Origin of the sequence: Alkalispirochaeta americana, assembly GCF_900156105.1 — a bacterium.
In the GTDB taxonomy this organism is placed as follows: Bacteria; Spirochaetota; Spirochaetia; order DSM-27196; family Alkalispirochaetaceae; genus Alkalispirochaeta; species Alkalispirochaeta americana.
Genome location: NZ_FTMS01000003.1, coordinates 119,103 through 139,825 on the forward strand (window position 1 = coordinate 119,103; position 20,723 = coordinate 139,825).

Sequence of the window (20,723 nt, forward strand, 5' to 3'; positions counted from 1 at the left end):
CCTTCAGTGTACCTCAGGATGGAAAAGATATCACCTGTTCCCCGGGATAATTCGCCCCCGGGATATGCTTCCGGGAGCGTTATATCTGAAAGTCCCCTGTTCGGGATTTTTCCCGCCGGGTCTGAAACTCTCCGGCACGGCTATAGATTCTGCTGAAGGGAGGAACCGAACTGGTGATCCAGACGTTTCCGCCGATGATCGAGTTGTGGCCGATGGTGGTCTCCCCGCCGAGGATCGTTGCTCCCGCGTAGATTGTTACGTTGTCCTCGATAGTGGGATGGCGCTTTTTGTTGGCGTCCCGCTTGTGAACGCTCAAGGCACCGATAGTCACGCCCTGGTAGACCTTTACATGGGCTCCGATGATGGTGCTCTCTCCCACCACGACGCCCGTGGCGTGGTCGATGAAAAAGGAATCCCCGATGGTTGCTCCGGGGTGAATATCAATTCCTGTGCGGCCGTGGATCTCCTCGCTCATCATGCGCGGAATCAGGGGAACCTCCCGAATCCAGAGTTCGTGGGCCAGGCGGTGTGCCATGATAGCCTCCAGCCCCGGGTAGGCCAGGATGATCTCCTCTGTGGAACGTGCCGCCGGATCTCCTTCCAGGGCTGCCTGCACATCCAGCCGCAGACGGCGCCGGATCTCGGGGACTTCCTCAAGAAAAGAAAAGGTAATCTTCTGGGCTTCGTGCCGGTAGGGCTCGGTGTCTTCCGTTTCGTGGCAGATTCCCTGGTGAAAGCAGAGACTGCGGAAGATCTCTTCCGAGAGGCGCCCTGCCAGGGATCCTACCCGCTCGGCCACGAGGAAACGAGCGTTGTGCCGGGCGATATGCTCTTCGCTCTGGAAACCCGGGAAGATCAAGGCCTGCAGGTCGTTCAGGATGCGGCGGATACTTGGCCGGGAGGGCAGATTGGGGCCGTCGATATGGTTGATCGCCCCCACGGTATCGTAGGAATCGACGATCGCTGAAATGATTGGAGTCAGGTCGTCACGCATAGTCTCTATTATTATGGATTTGATCGGTTTTGTGTAGCCGTGGATGGCCAATCACACAGGGTCAATCACACAGGGTCAATCACGAAGGGGTGAAAGGCGAAGGACCAATCCCCGATGACCAGGATGGGAGCCCTCTGGCCTGCGAGACCTCTGGCCCTAACGGGCCGAAAGAATATGCTCGTCCAGCCAGCGGGCGTAGTCCAGAAGGTCCTTCAGGGTCTTGCGTTTTCCTGCCGGGAGATCAGGCAGGGCCATGAGGTTGTGAAGCTTTTTTCTGAAGCTCCCGAAATCCAGGGCATTGCGGTATTCCGGGGCCAGAAGCCGTCGGGCGCAGTGACTTTGCCATCGCTGAAGTTCCTCAGAAGTGAGTTCCTGGGGATAGCTTCTGCCCAGATACCGCCGTAGCATTTCAGGCCCCCGAGGGTCCGTGAAGGTCGGCGGGGCCGTTGCCAGCTCAGATGGAGTGGTTTGGTGTATCCGGCGGAAGGTTTCCTGGTCGGCATCCCCAAAGAATCCGCCGCTGTATATTCCCAAATCAGGATCGGTGTAGCCCTGTTCCCCCGGGGTGTCCCCGCTGGCGGAGTCTCTTTGATAGACCGCCCTGATCTTCGTGGCCAGATCTTCTTTGCCCGCCAGGGCCGATGCGTTGCGCCGTATTTCTTCCAGACAAAGCCCCAGGGCTTGGGCCCGGTCTCCGGTGAGGGTGGAGAGGGGTGCCACCGCCGGTACGCGGTTGAGCTGAACCCCCAGCAGGGGTATCCGTTCTTCTCCTGCCAGCTCCTCCCGGCTGGAGAAGACCCTGCGGCGAATCTCCTCCCTGGAAAGATCCCAGAGTGGCGAGGGATCAAACCTCAGATCAAAGAGGATGATCTGGTTCGGGTTGTCGGGGCTCACCGTGAGGGGCCAGACCACGGAGGAGCATCCTCCGGGCCGCGTCAGGAGCGAATCGGCCAGGACAAGCGGTTCGGGATGCTCCAGATTCAGGACGCGCCGGACCTGATCTTTTTTGCGGAGTGTCAAATAATAGGAGAAGAGGCGGGGTTGCTTCTCCTTGATCAGCCGGGCCAGGGCAATGGTGGCCCGCACATCGCTCAAGGCGTCGTGAGCATCGTCGTGGGAGATCCCGTTGGCTCGGGTGAGTTCCTCCAGCTTGAACACCGGCGTCCCCGCCTCGTCGGTGGTCCATTGGACTCCTTCGGGGCGCAGATCGTGGGCGAGGCGTATCAGGGGCAATATATCCCATCGACTGTTGCCCTGGGCATATTCCCGCCGGTAGGGGTCGTGGAAGGTTCGGTAGAAGAGGTTCCGGAGGAACTCGTCGTCAAAGCGGATCGAGTTGTACCCGGCGGTGCATGTGCCGGGTACGCTCAGAATCCGGTTGATCTCCCGGGCCAGTTCGGCCTCCACCAGGCCATTCTCGGCGGTTTGCCTGGGCGTGATTCCCGTGAGCAGACACGCCTCGGGATCGGGCAGGTAATCGGGACTTATGCGCCCGTAGAGGATCGAGGGCTCTTCCAGCTCCTGGAGATCGTAGTCGGTGCGGATCGCAGCAAACTGGGCGATCCGGTCCCAACGGGGATCCCGGCCAAAGGTTTCCAGGTCGTACCAGAGAAATGTCTGTGCCACCTGCCGATGGTAGCCCGGAGAGAGAGGCCTTCACAACCCGGCGGGATTTCTTCCGGAGGTTTTTTTTCAAGGAAGCTCCCGTCGGGGCGTCCGAGTCTGCCGGGCCACCCGAAGCTGCCGCGACTAGCGGCGACCGCTTCGAAGGATGGAGCGAATCAGGCGCATCACCATGCGGCTTACGCCATAGCTGATCTCCCGCTCTACGCCCCGGCGAAACGTGGCCTGGGGAGAGCGGTAACCTCTGCGACCACGGCCGCCTCGGTAGGTGTTTCCGAAGAGATCCTGCCGGGCTCCCGACGCGGGAGAGGTTGCTTGTCCCGCGTGCGCTCCGGTCGGGCCCGATTGAGAATAATCCGGTTCCGATGTGCCGGTCTGAAACTGGGAGTCTCCTATGCGGGTGTAGCTGGTCATCTGTTTCCACTGGTTGTCGGTGTTTTCCAGAAAGGAAAGAAAGATCCCTTCCGCACGATCCCGGGGCAGCCGCTGGTCCACTGCGGCATACATGCCCGTGTCGTCACCGTACTCCAGGAAAAATCCCTGCTCTATCAGGGATGTCTGAACAAAATGGGTGTCGTCGTAGAGCATGATCAGCGTGTTTTTCCCTGCCATGGTTTGTTCAAAGACCTCTCTCACCAGCTCGGGGGTCGCCTCGTCCCAGGTTTCGTTCGCCGTTTGCAGTGTCATTATGTCCTCCTCCGGAAAGAGCTGTTTTGGCACGCCCTGCCTGGTGATGCGGATCTTCCTCCTGGAGAGATCCCGGCAGAGCGGTGCTGGCTCGTTCCGACTCAACCGCACCCCGGTCTCTGCGTGCTGCAGAAATCGGCGGCTGGTCTGTACAGGTACTCTTATCACTGTAGTATTGTGGCGACAGGTGCTTTTTGCAAACTCTCTTCAAATCTTGTCTTTTACCGGTTGAATGCGGGCGGAGCTGGCGATATCTTTTTACGCGATATGAACAACGACGGAATGACTCTGAAAGCCCAGGCTGCGGTGCAGGATGCTGCAGCCATAGCAAACCGGAACGATCACGGAACGCTCGAGGCGATACACCTGGCCCGGGCTCTTGCCGCGCAGGAACAGGGCATTGTGGGAGCTATCCTGCAACGACTCGAGGTCCCCCTGGGGCCCTTCATCCGCCAGATCGACGAGGAGATTCAGAAGATGCCCCGGGTAACGGGGGACCACGGTCAGCTTCACCCCTCACCAGCCCTGGGTCGCATCTTTGCCAAGGCTGAGGCAATGCCCCGGGAGATGGGGGATCGCTACGTCTCGACCGAGCATTTCCTGATTGCGATTCTGGAGTCTTCCGACAAGGCCGCAACGCTCTTTACCGCTGCCGGGGTGACGGCCAAGGCGGTTCGGGAGGTGCTTCAGGATCTTCGCGGCGGCGAGACCGTGGACAATCAGGACCCCGAGGGAAAAATGCAGGTCCTGGAAAAATACTGCAAGGATCTTACCGCTCTGGCTCGTCAGGAGAAGCTGGACCCGGTCATCGGCCGTGATGAGGAGATCCGTCGGGTCATGCAGGTTCTCTCACGGCGTACAAAAAACAACCCTGTCCTGATCGGCGAGCCGGGAGTGGGAAAAACGGCTATCGCCGAGGGGCTGGCACGGCGAATCGTGGCAGGGGACGTTCCCGAATCGTTGCGAAACAAAAAGATACTTGCTCTTGATCTGGGGGCGCTTCTTGCGGGGACCAAGTTCCGGGGCGAGTTCGAGGAACGCCTGAAGGGAGTAATCGAGGAGATCTCCAAGTCCAGGGGGCAGATCATTCTCTTTATCGATGAGCTCCATACTCTCATGGGCGCCGGAGCGGCCGAGGGATCCATGGACGCCAGCAACCTCCTGAAACCCGCCCTTGCCCGGGGAGAACTTCGAACCATCGGAGCCACCACCCTGGACGAGTACCGCAAACACATAGAAAAAGACGCAGCCTTCGAACGACGTTTTCAGACGGTTTATACCGAAGAACCCAGCGTGGAGAACGCCGTGGCGATCCTGCGGGGCCTCAAGGAACGCTACGAGGTTCATCACGGGGTCCGGATTCTCGACGATGCCCTGGTGGCGGCGGCGACCCTCTCGGATCGTTACATCACAAACCGCTTTCTCCCGGACAAGGCGATCGATCTGGTGGACGAGGCCGCTAGCCGCATGAAAATGGAGATCGAGAGTCAGCCCACGGAGCTGGATCAGCTGGACCGGCGGATATTGCAACTTGATATCGAGGCCCAGGCTCTTAAAACCGAGACCAGCGAGAGCGGTCGTGAACGTCTTGTGAAGGTGGAAGAGGAGGTGGCCGAACTGCGTCATCGCCGGGACGAGATGCACCTGCGGTGGAAAAACGAGAAGGACGTGATCGACCGGATTCGCGATTTGAAGGTTCGCCTGGAGCAGCTCTCAATCGAGGAGACCCAGCACGAACGGGAAGGAAATCTTGCCAAGGCCGCCGAGATCAAGCACGGCACGATTCCCCAGCTCAATCAGGAGATCCAGCGCCTCAGTGACCGCCTGCGCGAGCTTCAGAGCGAGGAGTCCCTTCTGCGGGAAGAAGTCACCCACGAAGATATCGCCCGGGTCGTCTCGTCCTGGACGGGTATCCCCGTGAGCAAGATGATGTCCAGCGAGGTCCAAAAGTTGCTTCAGCTTGAATCGATCCTGGAAGAGCGTGTTGTGGGGCAACCCCGGGCGATCGAGGCGGTAAGTGATGCGATCCGGCGCAACAAGAGCGGTATTGGTGATGAGAACCGCCCCACGGGAACGTTCCTCTTTCTGGGGCCGACGGGGGTGGGCAAGACCGAGCTGGCCAAGACGATCGCCTCGTTTCTCTTCGATGATGAACGGGCTCTTACCCGGATTGATATGAGCGAGTATATGGAGCGCCACGCCGTGAGTCGTCTTATCGGGGCTCCTCCGGGATATGTGGGCTACGACCAGGGGGGGCAGCTCACCGAGGTGGTTCGGCGCAGGCCCTATTCGGTGTTGCTCTTCGACGAGGTTGAGAAGGCCCACCCCGATGTGTTCAATATCTTTTTGCAGCTTCTCGACGAGGGGCGACTCACTGACGGTCAGGGGCGGCTGGTAGATTTCCGTCACACCATCGTGATCATGACCAGCAACGTTGGCAGCGATCTTATTCTTGCCGCCGATGACCTCGATTCCATCACCGATCAGGTCCAGGACCGGCTTCGGCAGGTTTTTAAACCCGAGTTTCTCAACCGCCTCGACGAGGTGATCACCTTCAGGAGACTCGATCAGAATCACATTCGGCGTATCGTTTCGCTGGAGCTGGAACGTTTGAACCGGCGTGTGGCAGACCGGGGAATTTCCATCGAGTTTACCCCCCAGGCGCTAACCCGTCTTGCTGCTATCGGCTACGATCCTGCCTATGGAGCCCGGCCCCTGAAACGGGCGGTCCAGCAGTACATCCAGAATCCTCTGGCCAAGCGGCTTCTGGGGGAGTCCTTTTCCCAGGGAGGGGTGGTCCTGGTGGACGCGGTCCCGGGGGAGGGGGCTCCTGTCAGGGGGGAGGAGGCCTTCTCCTTTGCCCTTCGGCCTGCCTGAGCTGGTCCGGGAGCCTCGTGAGTGCCCCGGGAGCTTCTGGAAGCTCCCGGGAGTTTGACCCGCCCGGCGTTGCTGGAGTACTCTCGCGTTATGGCAAAACTCTGGGAAAAAGGCTACAGCCTTGACGATGCGGTGGAGTGTTTCACCGTGGGACGGGACTATCTGCTGGATTTGAACTTGATAACCGCCGACGCCGTGGCGAGCATCGCCCATGTGCGGATGCTTGCCTCTACGGGACTGCTTGAGAACGACCAAGCCCGAGCCCTGGAGGAGGAGCTCCGGCAGATCGCCCGCGACGGAGTTGCCGGAAAGGTAAGGATCTCCCGGGAGGACGAGGACTGTCATACCGTCCTGGAGGCGCTCCTGACGGAACGCCTGGGAGACGCGGGCAAACGGGTTCACACCGGGCGAAGCCGGAACGATCAGGTCACGGTTGCCACCAGGCTCTTCTCCCGGGAATCGCTTCTGACGATTACCACAGACACGATAACCCTCGTTGAACGGCTTCTTGACCGGGCCCGGGAGGAAAGCTCCACGGTTATGCCCGGCAGAACTCACCTGCAGATCGCCATGCTCTCCACCTTCGGCCTCTGGCTTGCTTCCTGGGCGGAACAGCTCCTGGATGATCTGGAACTCCTCGAGACAGCGGCTCGTCTGAACGACCGGTCTCCTCTGGGGTCAGCCGCAAGTTACGGAGTTCCCCTGCCGCTGGACCGGGAGATGGTGGCCGATGTACTGGGGTTTTCGGGGGTCCAGAACAACGTTCTGGCGGTGCAACATTCCCGGGGAACTCTGGATGGTCATATTGCGGGAGCCCTGGCGGCGATCGCAACAACTCTGGGACGCATGGCCCAGGATCTGATCCTCTTTTCTCTCCCCGAAGTCGGCTACGTGCGCTTGCCCTCGGCTCTCTGCAGCGGGTCCAGCATCATGCCCCAGAAACAGAATCCCGATGCTCTGGAGCTGCTGCGGTCCCGGGCGTCTCTGGTGGAGGGGTGGGCTGCTCAGTGTCGAGGCGTGGTGAGGGGATTACCCTCGGGCTACAATCGGGATTTGCAGGATACCAAGGAACCCCTTTTGAGATCCCTGGCCACAGTTCGTGAGGAGCTGGCCGTTGCCCTGGTTCTGGTGGACCGTCTGGAGCCGCAGCGGGACCGCATGGCCAAGGCCCTGAACGCCGAGGTCTTTGCCACGGACTACGCCTATCAACTGGTTCTGGAAGGAGTCCCCTTTCGGGAGGCCTATCAGCGGGCTGCCCGGGATTACGGTCAGCAAGAGCTCCCCGATCCCCGGGAGGCCCTGGCCCGGCGGACCAGCACGGGAACCCCGGGCAACCTTAACCTGGAGGCCCCCCTGCGGCGCCTGGCCGGGCACAAGGAGCGTGTTTTGGAGGGGTTCAAACGGCACCAGCGGGCTCTGAAGGACCTTCTGGGCCAGGAACTCTCCCTTTTGCCACAGGACGAATCCCGGTAAACCCGGGGAGGGTCTGCTCCTGCCGGGCTAGGCCCGGCGCCGGAAAAAGGCACAATAGGCCACAAAGGCGATCACCGTGAGCAGATAGGGCAGGGCCAGGAGAACTGTGGGAGAAACCCCCGCCGTTGCCTGGGCCCGCACCGCCACGGCCTCCAGGAGGCCAAAAAGGAGCGCCGCTCCAGCGAGCCCCCAGGGGCGACGGTAGCCCAGGTAGATGATCACCAGAGCGATCCAGCCCCGGCCGGCGCTGATCCCCGGAAGATAGGCGCCAATTCGCAGTGCCAGGAGCGCCCCCGCCAGAGCAGAGAAAATCCCGCTGACGATCAGTCCCAGGAGCTGATACGGAGCAACCCCGACGTGGTTGGCCCGGAGCCACCGGGGTTCTTCCCCGGCCACACGCAGACGCAGACCGGGAACGGTGTAGAAGAGGCCTCCCCAGACAAGAATCAGAACAATCAGAGCCCAGACCGGCACCGCCTGGATCGGTATTCCGCCCCCCGAGGGAAGGCGGATCGATCCTCGTGTCCCCAGAAGCGTTTCCGAGAGGAGGGGGATCGTTCCTGCCGAGAGAAGGTTGATCGCCAGCCCCACGATGAAGGGGTTTGCCCGCCAGCGAAGGACAAAGTGACCGAAGATCAGCGCTGGCACCACCCCCGCCAGGGTTGCCGCCAGGATAGACCCCAGGGGACCGAGCCCGGCCAGATGGGCTGCCACGGCCGTGAAGGCCCCCAGGGCGATCATGCCTTCGAGACCGATGTTCAGGATGCCGCTCCGCTCGGCCACAAGCCCCCCCAGGGCCGCTATCAGGAGAAAGGAGCTGCTTTGAAGAACCTGGGCGATCATGAGGCCTCCCGGTTTTGCCGGACCCGGGGGAACCCCGCGATCCGGGCCGTTACAAAGAGAAAAATGACTCCCTGAATGAGAGATCCCAGCTCCCACGTGGTCTGATCCTGCAGCACCGCCGCCCGGGCGCCCCCATCGAGAAAGGCAAAAAAGAGCGCTGCCGGGACCACCAGGAGAGGGTTGTTTCGGGCGATCAGAGCCACGGCGATTCCGTTCCACCCCAAATTCCCCGAAAAACCGGTGATGCTCCTGCCGTGAACCCCCAGGACCAGGGCGCTTCCGGCGATCCCGTGAAGGGCCCCCGAGATCGCCAGGGGAATCACGGTGTATCGTCCAACCGGTATGCCTGCATACCGTGCCAACTCCCGGTTATAGGCGGTAATACGCATCTCGTACCCAAAGAGGGTCCACCGCAGGACAACCGTCAGGGTCGCCGCCGCCAGAAGCGCCCAGATCAGGCTGCTGTTGAGCGTCGACGGGGGCAGGAATCGGGCAAGTCGCACCGACGCGGGCACGAAGGGCGTGGCCAGGAGGTTGCTCGTCTGATCTCGCAGGGGGCCAAGAATCAGATAATCACCCACAGGGAGCACCGCTGCGGCCAGAAGGAAGGTCGTGATCAGCTCGTCGGCCCCCGTGAGGTGGCGCAACCATCCCGAGAGCCCTGCCATCGTCCCGGCTGCCATTGCGGCAATGGCAACTCCCGCCAGGGCAACTGCGCCGGCGGCGAGGCCGGGGTTTTCGGCATACCCTGCCAGGGGCGAGGTCGTGAGAACCGCCGTCAGGACAATTGCTCCCAGGTAGGTCTGGCCCTCACCCCCCAGATTAAACACACCAGCCCGGAAGGCCCAGATTACTCCCGTTCCTGTCAGGGTGAGCAGTGAGGCCCGGGCCAGGGTATTGCCCAGGGCGTAGGAGTTGGACCAGGGGCCGGTAAGAAAGGTTGTAATCGTCCGCAGGGGGTGGGGCGACGAGAGGAGAATCACCACCAGAACCGTTGCAACCGCTGCTGCAGCAGCCAGAAACGGACCCCGCCGGGAGGCCCCTGCGGCACCGGTCATGAGGATATCCCCGCAAAGGCCCGGGCGATAGCGCCCTCCTGGTGGGGCAGAAAGTCGCCCTGGACCAGGCCGTGGTGAAGCACTACAACCCTGCTTGCCAGGGACGTCACGGCATCAATGCTGGAACTCAGGAGCAGCACCGCAGCCCCCGTTGCGGCAATCTCCCGCAGCGACTCCAGCAGGATGTGCTGGCTCTGGAGATCGAGTCCCGCCGTGGGCTCGGCGATGATACATATCCGGGGGTTTGTATCCAGTTCCCGGGCAAGGATCAGCTTCTGGATCATCCCGCCCGAGAGCGACCCCAGCGGCATATGCCGGTGAGTGCGGATATCGAAGCGTTTCAGAAGGCGGTTCGTCACGTGTTTTGCCTCGCCGGGGGTGCGGAACCCCCGTTGATAGACCTGGTTTCTGTCGATCACCGTGGCGTTCTCTTCCACGCTCCCCTCCAGGGCTGCGGCCCGGTCAAAGCGATCCGAGGGAATGAAGGCGATCCCCCGCTGGCGCAGAAGACCCGGCACGATCCGGGCCGGAACACGTTGCCCCGCCGCCGAGAGAGCCCCTGCGGCCAGAGTGCTCTGCCCCCCCAGATACTGTTCCAGGAGGTCCAGCCCCGATTCGCGCACCCCCGTGAGAGCCGTTATCGTTCCTCGGGGTGCTTTGAAGGAGAGGGGGCCCACGGTTCGTCCCGTCGGGGCGTCGTGGAGGAGGAGTTCCTCGCAGACCAGCCCCGCCTCATCGGAAGAGGCCGGGGACTGTTGCCTTTTCTCCTGGTGCGTGTTCCCGTGGATCGTCTCCCGGTGGTGATCAAAGAGCTGCGCTGCCAGTTCCTCTGCCGGGGGAACCGGGCTGGAAGAGGTCGATGTGGAGCCCTGGCGGAGCAGGGTGACCCGATCTGCCAGGCCACTTATCTCTCCCAGATCGTGGGAAATATAGAGAATTGCCACTCCTTGCTCCCGGAGCGTCCGCATGGCCCGAAGGATTCGCTCCTGATCGGGCCGTGCCAGCCCCACGGTGGGCTCGTCCAGGATAAGGACCTTGGGGTGCTGGGCAAGAGCCGCCAGGAGCGAGGCCAGGCGCAGCTCCGTTCCGTTCAGGCTGCCCGCGGGCTTGTTTGTGTCCAGATCGATGCCGAAGCGCTTTGCCCGACCTGTGATGATCCGGGCCGCTTCACGCCTGTTCAGGAAGAGCGAGACCCCCGGGAGCCTGCCCAGGCGGGGTTCCCTGCCAACGATGAGGTTTTCCATCACCGGCAGGGAGGACGCCATCCGGGGATATTGAGGAACCACAGCGCAGTGTCCCGGGGAACATCCCCTGAGATATCCCCGGTCGGGCGACTCGATACCCGCCAGGATCCTCACGAAGGTGGATTTCCCTGCGCCGTTTTCTCCGGCTAACCCGTGGATCTCTCCCGGAAAGAGAGAGATCGATGCGTTCTGCAGCGCCTGGACCGCGCCGTACCGCTTTCCTATGTGTTCCGCCGTGAGAACCGGCTCCAGAGCCGTCACATCACGTCCCCGGCGGGGTCATCTCCAGGCGGAGCTCCCCCTGACGCAACAGTTCAAGCTTGGCCTCCATAGCCTGGATCATCTCGGAGGGAATCAGCTCCCGGAAGGCGGGATGCTCCGTATCAAAGCCCACGGCCCCGTCGGCCACACCCAGAATGCGAGCGCTCCCCCAGGGAGTCTCTCCCCGCAGAGCCTCTTTCGTGGCCTGGTAGGTCATCGTATCCTGATGAACCAGCGAGGAACCGGCCACCACGCCCGGCCCCTCGTCGTAGCCGGAATCGTCGTACCAGAGAACGTAGGTCCCTCGTTCCCGTGCTGCCGAGAGGGCCCCCTGATTTCCGCCACCGGCGATAGTCAGAATTGTATCGCTTCCGCTACGGATCATGTCTGCGGCGATCTCCTGGGCCTTGCCTGCATCGAACCAGTTGCCCAGAACCCGGAAGTCCAGGGTTATTTCCTCCGATATCTGGCGGGCTCCCTCGCGGTAGCCCGGCAGAATGACCTCGTTCATAATGGGGAACTCCTGGCCAGCCAGGAGCCCGATCCGTGGCCGGGCAGTAGCTCCTGGAAGATCGCTGGTGGTAAGGAGGCCCGCAAAATACCCCGAGAGATACGCCTGCTCCCGCTGGTTAAAGAGGATCGAGTGCACCCCTTCGTGGTCTGGCAGATAGGCATCCATCAGGAGGAATCGAACCCCGGGAACGGCCTGGGCAACCTCCAGAATAATCTCGGGCATGCTGGGGTTGGAGGTCACGATAAGATCGTACCGGCCCGACGCGGCCATGGACATGACCCCTTCAAGCCATCCGGCCTGGTTGAACCCGCCCTCGACCACCGTGGCCGATGCGCCGGGAAAATCTGCCACGGCCCTGCGGACGCCCCTGACGAGCATCTCGTAGGTGGGGCTCCCGTCAACCACGCCGGGGACAAAGACGCCGATCGCTGATTTTTCGGTACCCCGGGTTTCGTCCCCCCCGTATCCGGACGGAGAGTGACGGGTGTCGCTGGAAGAATCTCCTCCGCAGGAGACGAAGCCCGTCATGGCCAGAAGGGCCAGGGGCGCCAGGAGGGCGGTATATAACGCTTTCATGGGCCTATTCTAACGGGAAGAGTCGGCCTTTCTCAATCGCCTTTGGCGCCTTTGGTGACGAGTGACTGCAGAGATCTCTTTTCCGGGAAGATCCTGCCGTTGACCGCCGGTGATCCTCTTGGTAGCTTCTGGGAGTATGACAACAGCAGCGGTGGATCACACACGATACCTGGTGATAGACATCGGCACCTCCAGCCTGAAGGCGGCCGTGGTAACAACCTCCGGGGAGCTCCTCTCCTTTATCCGGCGGCCCGTCATGGGCCCCTCCGATTCAGCATCGGCCTTCGACGGCCACCGCTGGCTTGAAGCGTTGAGGGAAACCGTTCCCACCGTGGCAGGCCACTACAGGATCGACGCTGTGGTGATCAGCGGAAACGGCCCCACCGTGGTTGCTGTAGACGAGGAGGGGCGCATTCTGGGGCAGCCCCTGCTCTGGCTGGACCCCCGGGCTGAGGTCCTGCCAGAGAGCGTCTCGTTCTATCTTCCAAAAATCCTCTGGTTTCACCGCAACGACCCCCACGCCGATCAGGTTCGGTGGTACCTTCCCTTCCCGGAGTATCTCCTCTTTTATCTCACCGGTGAGGCCGTGGCCGTAACCCCGGGCGAGGAGTTCTCCCCCTACATCTGGAATACCGACGACGCCTCGGCAGCGGGGCTGGATACCCGAAAGCTGCCGCCCTTCGTTCAGGTGGGTTCCGTGGCAGGTCAGGTGGCGCGTCACCGCAGTGTCGAGCTGGGGCTCCCCCCGGGAACCCCCGTGGTGGCGGCGGGGTCGGACTTCCTCATGAGCCTGATCGGTACCAACTGCCTTCAGCCGGGCATGACCTGCGATCGGGCCGGAACATCCGAAGGAATCAACTATTGTTCGGCCCACCCCCGCCAGGCCGAGCACCTGCGGACCCTGCCGCATGTTATCCCGGGGCTGTACAACGTGGCGGGCATCCTCTCCTCCACGGGGCTGCTCTTCGAATGGTTTCGCGAGATCAGCGGTCAGAGGGGTCGTGATTACGGTGACATGATGCTGGAAATTCTGCGATTGTCCGAGGATGCTGACCTGCCCTGGTTTTTCCCCTCCCTCCAGCGGCCCGGGGCGTGGCAGTTTCGACGGGGCATGTTTATCGGCCTGGGAGCGCAGCACAGCCGGGCCGAGATGGGCCGGGCCGTGGTCCTCTCCATCGGCTTTGCCGTGCGGGAGGCCTTGGAGTTGCTCGAGGGGGCGGGATGCTCCGTGACGGAGCTTGTAGCATGCGGGGGCCAGGCTCGAAACGGGCTGTGGACCCAAATGAAGGCCGATATGACAGGAGTCCCCGTGAGCGTTCCCGCCGTGGCCGACGCTGAATTGATTGGAAACCTCTGCTGTGGCATGGTAGCTCTGGGAGAAGCCTCCTCCCTGCAAGCGGCCGCCGCCAGGGCAGTTCACATCGTCCACACCTATCATCCCGATCCTGCAGGGGCCCTTCGCTACGCCGAGCAGCATCACCGGTATCAGGCTCGTTTCCGGCGGTTTCAGGAAGCCCTGGAAGGGTGCTGATAAGGAGTTCCTCCGCAGGCTGGGGAACTCCGGCACGCTCCCGATGGCTGCCCTGTCAGGCAGCCATCGGGCTGTTAATCAGCCGATCGCGTCGTTCCCCGTCTCCCCGGTGCGAATGCGGATCACCTCCGCCAGGGGGACAACAAAGATCTTTCCGTCGCCTATCGTGTCCGTTCTCGCTCCACGAAGGATCGCCTCAATGGTGACATCGGTAAACTCGTCGTTCACAGCGATCTCCAGGCGAACCTTCTTCAGAAGATTTACCTCGATATCGATCCCCCGGTATACTTCGTGGTAGCCCTTCTGCTGCCCCGCTCCCAGGGCGTTGGTGATCGAAAGTTTGAAAACCTTCGCCTTGTAGAGCTCTTCCTTCACGTTATTCAGTCGGTGGGGCTGTATGTAGGCAATAATCAGTTTCATGGCGTTCTGCTCCTTTCTAAGCGATCACACGTTGGAGAAAATCTGGAAACCTGCGTAGGATTCAGTCCCGTGCTCGGAGATATCGAGACCCAGAAGTTCATCTTCCGGCGATACTCGCAGGAGGCCCCAGGTCTTTAGCAGGTAGAAAAGGATGAACGATGTGCTGAGAACCCACAAAAGGACAGCGCCGATACCGATCAGCTGAACCCCTATCTGACCTCCCCGGGTGAGACCGCTGCCGATCAGTTCGAGGTCGCCGAAGAGCCCCACCGCCAGGGTTCCCCAGATTCCTGTGATACCGTGGACACTGATCGCACCCACAGGATCGTCCACATGGAGAACCTTATCGATAATTTCAACGGAGATCACCACAATTACTCCGCCGAGGGCCCCCACCAGGAGTGATAATCCGGGGCTTATCACCCAGGTTCCAGCGGTGATCGCCACGAGCCCCGCCAACGCTCCGTTCAGGGACATGGAGGGATCGGGTTTCCCGAACCACTTCCAGCTGGTAACCATGGCGGCAATCGCGCCTGCCGAGGCAGCCAGGGTAGTGGTTGTTGCCACGTAGGCGATATCCAGATCCGTTCCGGAAAGGGTGCTTCCCGCGTTGAAACCGTACCATCCAAACCACAGGATAAAGACTCCCAGTGCTGCCAGGGGCATGTTGTGGCCCTGAATTGCCTTCACTGTCACCACATCTCCAACCTTGACGTATTTTCCTCGCCGGGCTCCTATCATGATGGCTCCGGCCAGGGCTGCCCAGGCACCTACAGAGTGGACCACGGTAGATCCTGCAAAATCATGGAATCCCATCCCGGCGAGCCAGCCCGCATCGGACCATATCCAGTGGCCGCTGACAGGGTAGATAAGGCCTGACACAACCGCCGAGTAGAGGAGATAGCCCGAATACTTGGTTCGTTCTGCCATGGCTCCGCTCACAATGGTTGCTGCCGTGGCGGCAAAGACTACCTGGAAGAACCAGTCGCGAAAGTCTGCCGAATCTGCTCCGGCGAGAAAGAACTGATCCGTTCCCACCAGGCCGGCGGCGCTGGCGCCGTACATGATGGCCCAGCCCACGGCAAAATACGCGATAGCCCCCATGGAGAAATCCATCAGATTCTTCATGATGATGTTCCCGGCGTTTTTGGCGCGGGTGAGGCCGGTTTCGACCATGGCAAAACCGGCTTGCATCAGAAAGACCAGCGCTCCTGCCAGGGTGAGCCATATCATGTCAAAGGCCTGGCTGTAGAGTTCCAGTACCGCTTCCACATCTTGCGCTGCTACGTGTGTCAGGGAGATCGCAGTCATCAAGAGAACCAGCAAAAAAGTCCGTCGTCCCATAGTGTTTTTCCTCCTCACAGGATGGGGTCGTATCAATCACTGTTCAAGCAAAAGGTGTGCCAGTTTTTCCGATGAGGAGGATTTGATGGGGAGCTGCGGGCACATCTTTCACCTTTGTAAGGAAATAGAAAGATGCGCCCCTGCGGGATCTTTGATGACAATAAGGGTGTTTATGCGGTTGGCGACTACTTTTATGTATGAATATGCTTATAAGCCTACATTCTTGTTCTATAATTCCTCGGGTCGATGCCGTGTTTTTTGACTCGCAGGCCCATGATGCGCTCGGTTATATCCAGGATGCGCGCCGCCTTGGCCATGTTCCCCTTGGTCGATTTCAGGGCGTCCATGAGCAGTTCCCGTTCCAGGTTGTCCAGGGAATCCTGGAGCGATCCGTGAATCTGGGTGTTGGTGCTCTCGGCGGACTGAAGGCTTGGAGGCAGATGGTGCGAATGGATCACCCCGTCGGCGCTCAACAGGACAGCCCGCTCGATGCAGTTTTCCAGCTCCCTCACGTTCCCGGGCCAGTGATAATTGCTCAGCAAGTCGATAGCGGGCGTAGAGATTCGCTGGATAGGTTTGTGATTCTCCTCGCGGTACTTTGCAATGAAGTGATCAGCCAGGAGGAGGATGTCGTTTCGCCGCTCCCGCAGGGGAGGAATATGAATAGGAAAGACGTTGAGCCGGTAGTACAGGTCTTCCCGAAAGAGCCCTTCTTCCATGGCTCGCTCCAGATCCCGGTTGGTGGCTGCGATAACACGGACGTTGGTGCGAATCGTCTCGTTTCCTCCCACACGCTCAAACTCCTTCTCCTGAAGCACCCTGAGAAGCTTGACCTGGGTCATGGCCGAGAGATCGCCGATTTCGTCGAGAAAGATTGTTCCCCCGTTGGCCATCTCGAAGCGCCCCTTGCGGGTGCTGATGGCGCCGGTGAAGGCTCCTTTCTCGTGGCCAAAGAGTTCGCTCTCGATCACCGTCTCCGGAAGAGCGGCGCAGTTCACCTTGATAAGAGGTTTTGCCGCCCGGGCGCTGTTATAGTGGATCGCCTGGGCCACCAGTTCCTTCCCTGTTCCGCTTTCCCCGCGGATAAGGACCGTGGCGTCGCTGCGAGAGACCTGGGCCATCATATCAAAAACGTGTTGCATGGCCTTGCTGTTGCCAATGATATTGGAGGGACGGAACTTTTCTTCCAGCTCTCGGTGGAGGCGGGAGTTCTCCTCCAGAAGTTGTTCTCTCTCCTCCATAACGGTCTGTCGGATCTTTACGGCCTGAGCGATCAGGGACGCCACAACCGTAAGGATACGCAGATCCTCCTGAAGCGCCTCTTCGCCGGGAAAACTGCGGTCCACGCTCAACGCGCCGATCGTCTCGGGGCCGATCTTGACGGGGACACAGATGAAGGAGACCTCCTCGGAGGGTTTGCCCCGGCGCGCTCCGGTGCGATTGAGGAACTCCGGTTCTTCGTCTATGCGGGGAATGATCTTTGACCGACCGCTTTGAACGACCTTCCCCGTGATTCCTTCGCCAAGCTTGTAGCGGCCCCGCTTCCGCTCTGCTGGCGAGAGGCCGTAGGCTGCTTCGATAAGAATCTCGCCGCTCTTGCGGTTGAGAAGGGTGATCGTCCCGCGGAGCATTCCCAGGTGGTCTGTAACCGCTGTCAGGACAGGCTGGATCACCTGCTTGAGATCCATGCTTTGATCCAGGATCTGGCTTATTTCAAAGAGGAGCGAGAGTTCTTCCAGTTTTCCTCTTGTATGGTTGTCGGAATGTGTGGTGTTCATGGCGTACTCCCTGGGCATTACCCTACATCATTGTAGGGTAATACACAAGAGAGGCTTTTTTAGACCAATCCATACAATCCGGTAGGTCTTTCTTGTGCCAGGGGCGGCCGTCTTCTGTCAGGTCGCGCCCTGCTCTGTATCATCGGGGTCGCTCGCCAGGAGAAAGCTGAACTCCTCGGAAGAGACGATCGACGACGATGAGTCCTCCTCGGGTTCAACCTTATCCAGGTGGGCCTCCACCTCACGAAGCAGTGCTTCTTCCTCCTCTTTGATTGTTGCCAGCCGTTCCAGGTACGGTGCAAAGGCATCCTGAAAGGCGGTTTCTCCCTCAAGGATGAGCGACAGAAAAGCCTTGTAGGCCAGGGCTGTCCTGCGGAGGGCTCGCAGATAGGTTGTCCGGTTTATGAGCTGTTCCTGCTCCTGCAGGACGCGGTGCTTGCGCTGAAGCACGGCGTGGACGAAAAAAATATCCTCCAGGATTTTGTCCCGGAAATATTCCGGATCAATATCCAGGCGCAACCCGGACTCTACGGTACGGATGATTGAGTGGAGAAAAAAAAGATTATCCTGATAATGAATTTTTGCGGGCAAGGGATTCCTCCGATATTGACACAGACCGTGGAGCGTGGTAACGTCCTCCGACCTTCTTGCTGCCTTTGATGGTATCAAAATGGTAGTCGCAAGTCCAGAAGGAGGAATAATTTGCGAACATACGAAGCGATGTGTGTGTTCCGCTCCGACCAGGAAACATTCAATGCCGGGGTCGTTGCGGTACGGGAAGAGTTGGAAAAGCTGGGAGCCCAGATCGAAAAAGAAGAAGACATGGGCTTGAGAACCTTGGCGTATCCTATCAAAAACCAGATCCAGGCTCACTATTTTTACTACGTGTGCACCATGGATCCCGAGAAAGCCAAGCAGATTGAACGCCCCCTGCGCTTGCGCAGTGAGCTTCTGCGGTTTTTGATGGTGCGGCGGGACGATTAAGGATCACCTTGAAAGAGCTGTTCCAAACCAGGGGATCGAGGAAACATGGCTGATATCAACCACGTCGTCTTGGTGGGGCGTCTTGTTCGGGATGCCCAGCTGAAATATACCGGTGGAGGACTTGCTATCTGCGAGTTCTCCCTGGCTATCAATAATCGCCGAAAGCAGGGCGATCAATGGGTGGATGAACCCAGTTTTTTTGATGTGACGTTGTTCGGTCGACAGGGCGAAGCAATTCAGCGCTATCTCACGCAGGGCAAGCAAATTGGCGTTGACGGCCAGTTGCGGCAGGACCGATGGCAGACTCCCGAAGGGCAGAATCGCAGCAAGGTGGTGGTAATCGCCAACAATGTGATGCTTCTCGGTGGTGCCGGCGCCGGCGCCGGTGGCGGATCAGGCGAAGGAGGCGGTTTTGGCTCCTCCCGATCTGATCGCGAGGGTTCTGGCGGGTCAGGAGCACCCCGTGGGGGTGGTGGCCCCGGCGGCGATGATGGCTTTGGCTCGGATGATTTTCCCGATAACATTCCCTTTTGAGCACCTCTTGTACAGGCGTCTTTGATCGGATAGGGAACGAAGGAAACAAGTAACCAGGAGGACCATGTGTCTGACGAAATGAAACGAAGCGGTGATTCAAGAGGCCGCGATGGTGGCCGTGACGGCCGGGATGATCGTGACGGTGGACGGGGATTTCGACCCCGTGGACGGAGTCACTTTCGAAAAAAAGTAGACAAGATCAAGGTTCACAACCTTGTGGTTGACTATAAGAGGCCTGACGTCCTGCGTCGGTTCCTGACGGAAAACGGAAAGATTCTGCCCCGCCGAATAACCGGTACGTCTGCCAAAAATCAGCGCAAGCTGGTTCGCGAGATCAAGCGTGCCCGTTATCTGGGCATGTTGAAGATGGGTTGATTCGCCTTCGTGATGATGCTCATCCGGGATAATCGAGAGCACTGGTTGCCGCTTCTTGCGGCAGCTCTCGTGAGTGCAGTGCTCTTTTATTCCGGATTTTTCACCTTTTTGTTTGCCGTGCCGGTGCAGGTGATTTTTTCGCGGCGGGGAGGCGAGCGAGGCCTTCTGGCGGCGGGAATAACGGTTCTGTTGATCCTGGTGGTCCATACCGTGCAGGCAGTCCGGTTTTCCGGGCCTGCGGGATACGTCCTGCTGGATGTTCTTACTCCTGTGGGACTGCTGGCGGGGCTTGCGTTTTTTAACCTTGCCCGGCGTTACCCCTGGTGGTTGCGCCTGATCGCCGGAGGAGGGATCGCCCTTGTTGCGGCCTTTCCCGGTCTCCGGGCGTTGCTCCTGGCCGGGAGCGGTGAGGGGGAGCTGAGCGAGCAGTTCCGCTCAATGTTTGCCATGATGGGCGTCAACCAGGACTGGGAGCTCTGGGTCGATCTGATCACCCGGATTGTGCTCAGTTCGGTTGGTCTGGCCCTGACGGCGGGGATTGCTGCAAACTGGTGGTTGGGAAACGGAATCGTTTTACGGGGAGCCGGGGCGGTTCAGACCTTGCGTCACGCCCGTGTTCCCGATCAGCTGATCTGGATGGTGATCATCGGCCTTGCGGTCATCATTGCCTCCTGGGTTTCGGATGTTGGCACCTACGCTCCGGTGGGATGGAACCTCGCCCTGGTGGGAGGGTTCCTCTTTTCCATTCAGGGGATTGGCCTGATTCAGCACCTGCTTCATCTTCGGGGAGTTTCTCCTCAGGGAGAGCGCTGGGTTTTGACAGTCGTGCTGATCGCGTTCTTTGTTCCCGGAATGAATATACTCGTTGCGGGAGGGTTGCCCTTGCTCGGCATGAGTGAATTGTGGATAGATTATAGAAGGGGAGATCGATATGAAGGTCATACTGAACAGTGATGTTACAAATCTTGGCGAAGAAGGTGATATCTGCACCGTAGCTCCGGGCTACGCCCGTAACTTCCTCCTGCCCAAAGGGCTGGTGATGGAGTACAGCGAGCGCAATCTGGCCAGCATCGAGGAGCGGCGCTCCGAGATTGAGGCACGACGCGAGCAGAAGCGCAAGGATGCAGCCAGTGTGAAGGAGCGGCTCGAGGCAGAAGCGCTGGTAATTTCCATGACGGCAGGGATCAACGGAAAACTCTTTGGTTCCGTAACGAACGCTACCATTGCCGAGCAGCTGGCTGCTCAGGGTATCGAAGTTGAGCGCAAGCGCATCGATGTCCCCGAACACAGCCTGAAAGCCGTGGGAACCTACAAGGTCCGGGTAAAACTCTACGCCGACGAAGAAGCTCTGCTGGTGGTGCAGGTTGTGGCAAGCAACGCCCAGGAGCTGGAAGAAAAGCGGAGCCGCTTGGCCGGAGCTGCTGGCCAAATGAAACCGTCGAAGGAAGAGACACCGGAAGCAGCTGAAGGCTCGGCTGACGCTCCCGAGGGAGACCAGGAGTCGGATCAGACGTCTCTTGACCCCGAGGTGATCGCCATGCAGCAGGCCCTTGAAGAAGAAGCTGCTCAAGAGGACGCGGACCGGTCGAGTCCGGAGTAATTCCGGC

The 20,723-nt window shown here is 60.0% G+C and carries 19 protein-coding genes; 8 read left to right on the forward strand and 11 right to left on the reverse strand.

Features of this window, described 5'->3' with window-relative positions; genetic code table 11:
* Nucleotides 1-79: 79 nt before the first annotated feature.
* The 3 genes from epsC to BW950_RS03355 all read right to left on the reverse strand — a co-directional run bounded on the left by epsC (nucleotide 80) and on the right by BW950_RS03355 (nucleotide 3,304).
* Nucleotides 80-994 (reverse strand): serine O-acetyltransferase EpsC, encoded by a 915-nt coding sequence (gene epsC, locus BW950_RS03345; protein ID WP_076487875.1) that lies wholly within the window; start codon nucleotides 992-994, stop codon nucleotides 80-82.
* Nucleotides 995-1,150: 156 nt separating this feature from the next.
* Entirely contained in the window at nucleotides 1,151-2,620 is a 1,470-nt protein-coding gene (gene sbcB, locus BW950_RS03350; RefSeq protein ID WP_076487876.1) for an exodeoxyribonuclease I, read from the reverse strand.
* A gap of 123 nt (nucleotides 2,621-2,743) precedes the next feature.
* The gene (locus tag BW950_RS03355; RefSeq protein ID WP_143559108.1) at nucleotides 2,744-3,304 is read right to left on the reverse strand and encodes a hypothetical protein; all 561 of its coding nucleotides are present in this window, start codon (nucleotides 3,302-3,304) and stop codon (nucleotides 2,744-2,746) included.
* A gap of 267 nt (nucleotides 3,305-3,571) precedes the next feature.
* Here BW950_RS03355 and clpB point away from each other — a divergent pair, with 267 nt between their 5' ends.
* Nucleotides 3,572-6,181: an ATP-dependent chaperone ClpB gene (clpB, locus tag BW950_RS03360; RefSeq protein ID WP_076487966.1), complete on the forward strand. Its 2,610-nt coding sequence runs from the start codon at nucleotides 3,572-3,574 to the stop codon at nucleotides 6,179-6,181.
* Nucleotides 6,182-6,202: 21 nt separating this feature from the next.
* The gene (argH, locus tag BW950_RS03365) at nucleotides 6,203-7,654 is read left to right on the forward strand and encodes an argininosuccinate lyase (RefSeq protein ID WP_234969016.1); all 1,452 of its coding nucleotides are present in this window, start codon (nucleotides 6,203-6,205) and stop codon (nucleotides 7,652-7,654) included.
* 27 nt (nucleotides 7,655-7,681) lie between these two features.
* Here the strand turns inward: argH and BW950_RS03370 are convergent, their stop codons facing one another.
* Genes BW950_RS03370 through BW950_RS03385 form a run of 4 tightly spaced genes read right to left on the reverse strand, consistent with a single transcriptional unit; the run spans nucleotide 7,682 to nucleotide 12,150 of the window.
* Nucleotides 7,682-8,497 carry an ABC transporter permease gene (locus BW950_RS03370; protein WP_076487878.1) on the reverse strand — a complete coding sequence of 272 codons (816 nt, stop codon included), beginning with the start codon at nucleotides 8,495-8,497 and terminating at the stop codon, nucleotides 7,682-7,684.
* The gene (locus BW950_RS03375) at nucleotides 8,494-9,555 is read right to left on the reverse strand and encodes an ABC transporter permease (RefSeq protein WP_076487879.1); all 1,062 of its coding nucleotides are present in this window, start codon (nucleotides 9,553-9,555) and stop codon (nucleotides 8,494-8,496) included. Before BW950_RS03375 ends, BW950_RS03370 begins: the two co-directional genes overlap by 4 nt.
* Nucleotides 9,552-11,060 (reverse strand): ATP-binding cassette domain-containing protein, encoded by a 1,509-nt coding sequence (locus tag BW950_RS03380; RefSeq protein WP_076487880.1) that lies wholly within the window; start codon nucleotides 11,058-11,060, stop codon nucleotides 9,552-9,554. Before BW950_RS03380 ends, BW950_RS03375 begins: the two co-directional genes overlap by 4 nt.
* A 1-nt stretch (nucleotide 11,061) precedes the next feature.
* On the reverse strand, nucleotides 11,062-12,150 hold the full coding sequence (locus BW950_RS03385) for a BMP family ABC transporter substrate-binding protein (protein WP_076487881.1): 1,089 nt from the start codon (nucleotides 12,148-12,150) through the stop codon (nucleotides 11,062-11,064).
* Between the two features lie 136 nt (nucleotides 12,151-12,286).
* Between BW950_RS03385 and BW950_RS03390 the strand changes: the two genes are divergently transcribed.
* Entirely contained in the window at nucleotides 12,287-13,681 is a 1,395-nt protein-coding gene (locus BW950_RS03390) for a xylulokinase (protein WP_076487882.1), read from the forward strand.
* 78 nt (nucleotides 13,682-13,759) lie between these two features.
* On the opposite strand, the gene BW950_RS15285 is transcribed toward BW950_RS03390, so the two are convergent.
* The 4 genes from BW950_RS15285 to BW950_RS03410 all read right to left on the reverse strand — a co-directional run bounded on the left by BW950_RS15285 (nucleotide 13,760) and on the right by BW950_RS03410 (nucleotide 17,814).
* Complete coding sequence (locus tag BW950_RS15285; RefSeq protein WP_076487883.1) at nucleotides 13,760-14,101, reverse strand: P-II family nitrogen regulator; 342 nt, start codon at nucleotides 14,099-14,101, stop codon at nucleotides 13,760-13,762.
* Nucleotides 14,102-14,125: 24 nt separating this feature from the next.
* Nucleotides 14,126-15,445, reverse strand: a complete 1,320-nt coding sequence (locus tag BW950_RS03400) for an ammonium transporter (RefSeq protein ID WP_076487884.1) — start codon at nucleotides 15,443-15,445, stop codon at nucleotides 14,126-14,128.
* Nucleotides 15,446-15,660: 215 nt separating this feature from the next.
* Nucleotides 15,661-17,223: a nif-specific transcriptional activator NifA gene (gene nifA, locus BW950_RS03405; protein WP_076487885.1), complete on the reverse strand. Its 1,563-nt coding sequence runs from the start codon at nucleotides 17,221-17,223 to the stop codon at nucleotides 15,661-15,663.
* A gap of 117 nt (nucleotides 17,224-17,340) precedes the next feature.
* The gene (locus BW950_RS03410) at nucleotides 17,341-17,814 is read right to left on the reverse strand and encodes a hypothetical protein (RefSeq protein ID WP_076487886.1); all 474 of its coding nucleotides are present in this window, start codon (nucleotides 17,812-17,814) and stop codon (nucleotides 17,341-17,343) included.
* Between the two features lie 111 nt (nucleotides 17,815-17,925).
* On the opposite strand from BW950_RS03410, the gene rpsF reads away from it, so the two are divergent.
* From rpsF to rplI, 5 genes are all read left to right on the forward strand, one after another.
* The gene (gene rpsF / locus BW950_RS03415) at nucleotides 17,926-18,207 is read left to right on the forward strand and encodes a 30S ribosomal protein S6 (RefSeq protein WP_076487887.1); all 282 of its coding nucleotides are present in this window, start codon (nucleotides 17,926-17,928) and stop codon (nucleotides 18,205-18,207) included.
* 45 nt (nucleotides 18,208-18,252) lie between these two features.
* Nucleotides 18,253-18,741 carry a single-stranded DNA-binding protein gene (locus BW950_RS03420; protein ID WP_076487888.1) on the forward strand — a complete coding sequence of 163 codons (489 nt, stop codon included), beginning with the start codon at nucleotides 18,253-18,255 and terminating at the stop codon, nucleotides 18,739-18,741.
* A gap of 78 nt (nucleotides 18,742-18,819) precedes the next feature.
* Nucleotides 18,820-19,116: a 30S ribosomal protein S18 gene (rpsR, locus tag BW950_RS03425; protein WP_499697505.1), complete on the forward strand. Its 297-nt coding sequence runs from the start codon at nucleotides 18,820-18,822 to the stop codon at nucleotides 19,114-19,116.
* A gap of 12 nt (nucleotides 19,117-19,128) precedes the next feature.
* A complete protein-coding gene (locus tag BW950_RS03430) occupies nucleotides 19,129-20,070 on the forward strand; it encodes a DUF2232 domain-containing protein (RefSeq protein ID WP_076487890.1) in 942 nt (313 codons plus the stop codon).
* Nucleotides 20,048-20,716, forward strand: a complete 669-nt coding sequence (gene rplI, locus BW950_RS03435) for a 50S ribosomal protein L9 (RefSeq protein WP_076487891.1) — start codon at nucleotides 20,048-20,050, stop codon at nucleotides 20,714-20,716. The genes BW950_RS03430 and rplI overlap by 23 nt, the downstream gene beginning before the upstream one ends.
* Nucleotides 20,717-20,723: the final 7 nt, after the last annotated feature.